Annotated in this window: 1 protein-coding gene; it reads left to right on the top strand. The window is 73.2% G+C overall.

Translation table 11 applies throughout. The features are described from left to right. The coding region (locus tag ACFZB9_RS36790; RefSeq protein ID WP_391454512.1) for an SDR family oxidoreductase at positions 1-4,018 on the top strand (4,018 nt) is incomplete at both ends.

Below are 4,018 nucleotides of genomic sequence, written 5' to 3'. Positions count from 1 at the left end.
TGGCCCGGGCGCTGGCCGACGGTGACCGGGTGCTCGGGGTGATCCGCGGATCGAGTATCAACTCCGGTGGCAAGACCGGTGGTTACACCGTGCCGAGTGCCGCTGCCCAGGCCGCGGTGATCCGTGCGGCACTGGAGCGCGCCCAGGTGACCCCGGACACGGTCGGTTATGTGGAGGCGCACGGCACCGGTACCCCGTTGGGTGACCCGATCGAGATCGCCGGGCTGCTGGAGGCCTTCGGCGGACGGATCGACCCCGCGAGCCGGGAGGAGCGGCCGACCGTCGCGGTCGGCTCGGTGAAGTCCAACATCGGCCACCTGGAGTCGGCGGCCGGCATCGCGGGCCTGACCAAGGTCCTGCTGCAGTTCCGCCACCACCTGCTGGTGCCCTCACTGCACTCGGCCCGCCGCAACCCGGAGATCGACTTCGCGAGCACGCCCTTCGAGGTGCAGCAGACCCTGCGGCCCTGGACGCACCTGGAGCGCCCGGATGTGCACGGCGCGCCCGAGCGCCTGCCGCTGCGTGCGGTGGTCAGCTCGTTCGGTGGTGGTGGTGCCAATGCCTGTGTGGTGGTGGAGGAGTATCTGCCGGTCGGTGTGCCCGAGCCGGTGGCGGGCGGGGCGGAGCAGTTGCTGGTGCTCTCCGCCAAGAGTGAGGACCGGCTGCGTGCGAGCGCGGAGCAGCTGGCGGCCTTCCTCGCCCGGGGCGCCGGGCCTGGGCGGTTGGCGCGGGATCCGGGGCATCTGGCCCGGGCTCAGCGGCTCTGCCTGGATCTGGCGGCCGAAACGGTGGGCGTGGCAGCGGAGTTCCTGGACCTGGGTGCCGAACTGGCCGACTGCGGCTTCGGTGTGGCCGAGCTGGCGCGTTACCACGCGCTGCTGGCCACCGAGCTGGGCACCGACCTGCCCGCGGCCGCGACGAGCGCGGACACCATCGGCGCACTGGCGGCGGTGGTGGCCGCAGCGCTGACCGATACGCTGGCCGATGTCGGCGCACAGACCCCGGTGGAGGACGCGGCCCTGCGGCTGGCCGACGTCGCTCACACCCTCCAGTCGGGCCGCACCCCCTACGAGTTCCGCCTGGCCCTGGTCGCCCGCTCGACGGGCGAGGCCGCCGAGGCGCTGGCCGCCTACGCCGCCGGAAGCGAGACGCAGCGGGGCCTGGTCAGCACCGGCCGTGCCGTCCGTGCCCGGGTCGAGCTCGTCGGGCCCGAAGCCGCCGCGCTGGAGCGGGAGCTGGACCGGCGTGACCTGGCGGCGGTGGCCGAGCGCTGGGTGACCGGGGCGGGGGTCGACTGGGCCCGGATCACGCCCGCGACGGCCCGCCGGATCGAGCTGCCCGGCTACCCGTTCGCCCGGCGGCGCTACTGGATCCCCCAACTCCCCTCCACAATCGCTGCCGTGGCCGTGGCCGTGGCCGAGTCCGTGGCCGAGCCTGTGGTCGAGGAGTTGCCGGACTTCTACCGTCCGCTGTGGGTGCGGGCCCAGGCGCAGGGCGTCGAGCCCGTGCGTTCGGGGCAGCGGGTCGTGGCCCTGGTGACCGCTGCCTCGCGCTGGCTGGGTGAGGCGATCGCGGCTCATCGTCCGGATGCCCGGGTGGAGTTGGTGGGGCTGGACGAGCAGCCCACCGAGGCCTGGCTGGCCCGCGCGGCCGGCGCTGACCTGGTGCTGCACCTCGGCGCGGTCGGCGTGGGGGTGACCGAGGGGGTCGGCGTCGAGCAGGCGGCCGGGCACCTGCGGCACGGTTCCCTCTCGCTCTTCCACCTGTTGCGGGTGAGCGGCGTGGACCGGGTGGTGGTGGTCACCAGTGATGTGCATCCGGTGGCGGGCAGCGCGGTGTGTAACCCGTTCGGTGCCGGTCTGCACGGTCTGTTGCAGGTGGCTCCGAAGGAGCGTCCCGAACTGCGGGTGGCGGGCCTGGACTTCGCCTCCGAGGAGTTCAACGGCCAGACGCCAGCCGAGGCCGTCCGCCCCCTGCTGGACGCGATCTGGGCCGAGCCCCTCGACGGCACGGGCCGCACGGTGGCCCTGCGCGGTGGGGTGCGCTACGTGCGCCGCCTTGGTCGGGTCGAACTGGCCGAGGGCGGGCCGGTGTTCCGGGACGGCGGTGTCTATCTGCTGATCGGCGGTACCGGCGGCATCGCCCAGGAGCTGAGCCTTCACCTGGCCCGGCGTCACGGGGCCAGGCTGCTCTGGTTCAGCCGTGGCGAGTTGGGGGCCGAGCAGCGGGCCAACCTGGCCGCGGTCGAGGCCGCCGGCGGGCAGGTCGTGCACCTGCGTGGTGACGCGTGCTCGGCCGTCGATCTGGCGGCGGCGGTGGCTGAGGCGTACCACCGTTTCGGCGCGCTGCACGGTGTGGTGCACGCGGCGATGGTCTTCGACAACCACAACCTGGCCGACCTGGAGGAGGCTACCTTCACCGCGGCGACCAGGGTGAAGACCGAGGGCGCGGCCATGCTGGCCGCCGCGCTGGCCGGTCGGTCGCTGGACTTCCTGGCCTACTTCTCCTCGGCCGGTTCCTTCGGCAGTTTCGCGGGTAACGGTGCCTACATCTGCGCCTCGGCCACCGAGGACGCCTACGCGCTGTTCCTGCGTGAGCGGCTGGACTTCCCGGTCACCGTGATCAACCAGGGCTACTGGGGCCTGGTCGGTTCCGGGGCCCAGCCCGGACTCGCGGAGATCTTCGCGGGCCTGGGCATCAGCGGTTTCAGTGCCGCCGAGGGGATCGCCGCGGTGCGGCGGATCCTGGGCAGTGGCCTGCCGCAGGCGATGCCGATCCGCGCCGGCCGTCGCGCGCTGGAGGCGATGGGCCACGACCCGGCGCTGGACGGCGAGTTGTTCGGCGGCGGCCACCGGGCGGCCCTCGCCGGGGTGGCCTCGCGGCTGGGCGCGGGCACCGCCACCGACCCGGCCGCGGTCCGGGTGATCGCCGGTTACGAGGAGTTGGAGGCGGTCTCGGGGCCGATGCTGCTGGGTGTCTACCAGCGGATGGGTGTCTTGCGGCGCTCGGGCGAGCGGCACCACAGCGAGCAACTGCGCGGCGCCCTGGGGATCCAGGACCGGTTCCAGCGGCTGCACGAGGCGCTGCTCAACATCCTGGTCGGGGCCGGTTTCCTGACCCGCGACGGTGAGTGGGTCACCACGACCGTCGCGGTGGACGCGGTGGACCAGGCCACGGCGGCGGCCGGCTGGGAGGCGGAGTTCGACCGGCTGGCCGCCGCCTATCCGGACATCGAGCCGACGGTCACCCTCAACCGGCTCTTCCTGGAGGCCTATCCGCGGATCCTGCGCGGTGAGGTGGGTGCCACCGAGATCATGTTCCCCGGCTCCTCGATGAAGCTGGTGCAGAACTTCTACAAGGGCAACCCGCTGACCGACTCCTTCAACCTGCTGGTGCGCGAGACGGTGCGCTGCTTCCTCGACCTGCGGCTGCCGCAGCTGGCGGCGGGGGCGACGGTGCGGGTGGTGGAGCTGGGCGCGGGTACCGGGGCGACCAGTGAGCGGGTGCTGCCGGCGCTGGCCGAGCACCCGGGGCGGGTCGGCTACACCTTCACCGACATCTCGCCGCGTTTCCTGGAGTTCGGGCGCGAGCGCTTCGCCGAGCGTTACCCGTTCACCCGCTTCCAGGTGCTCAACCTGGACCGGGAGCTCGCCGAGCAGGGCTTCGAGCCGGCCTCGGCGGACATCGTGCTGGCCACCAACGTGGTGCACGCCACCCGCAACCTGCGGGCCACCCTGCGCCGGGCCAAGGCGCTCCTCAAGCCGGGCGGCTGGCTGGTGCTCAACGAGCTGACCTCGGTGCGCCCGCTGCTGACCATCGGTGGCGGGGTGCTGGAGGGGTGGTGGGTCTTCGACGACGGTGAGCTGCGGATGCCGGACTCGCCGCTGGCCTCGCCGCAGGGCTGGGCCCGTCTGCTGCACGAGGAGGGCTACACCCCGGTCCGGGCGCTGGGCGCGGACCGCGCCGAGCTGGGCCAGACCGTACTGGTCGCCGAGAGCGACGGGGTGGTCCTCAACGC

Origin of the sequence: Kitasatospora sp. NPDC008050, assembly GCF_042957465.1 — a bacterium.
GTDB lineage: Bacteria > Actinomycetota > Actinomycetes > Streptomycetales > Streptomycetaceae > Kitasatospora.
The sequence above is the reverse complement of the archived record's forward strand: the minus strand, read 5'-3'. Positions and strand labels throughout refer to the sequence as shown.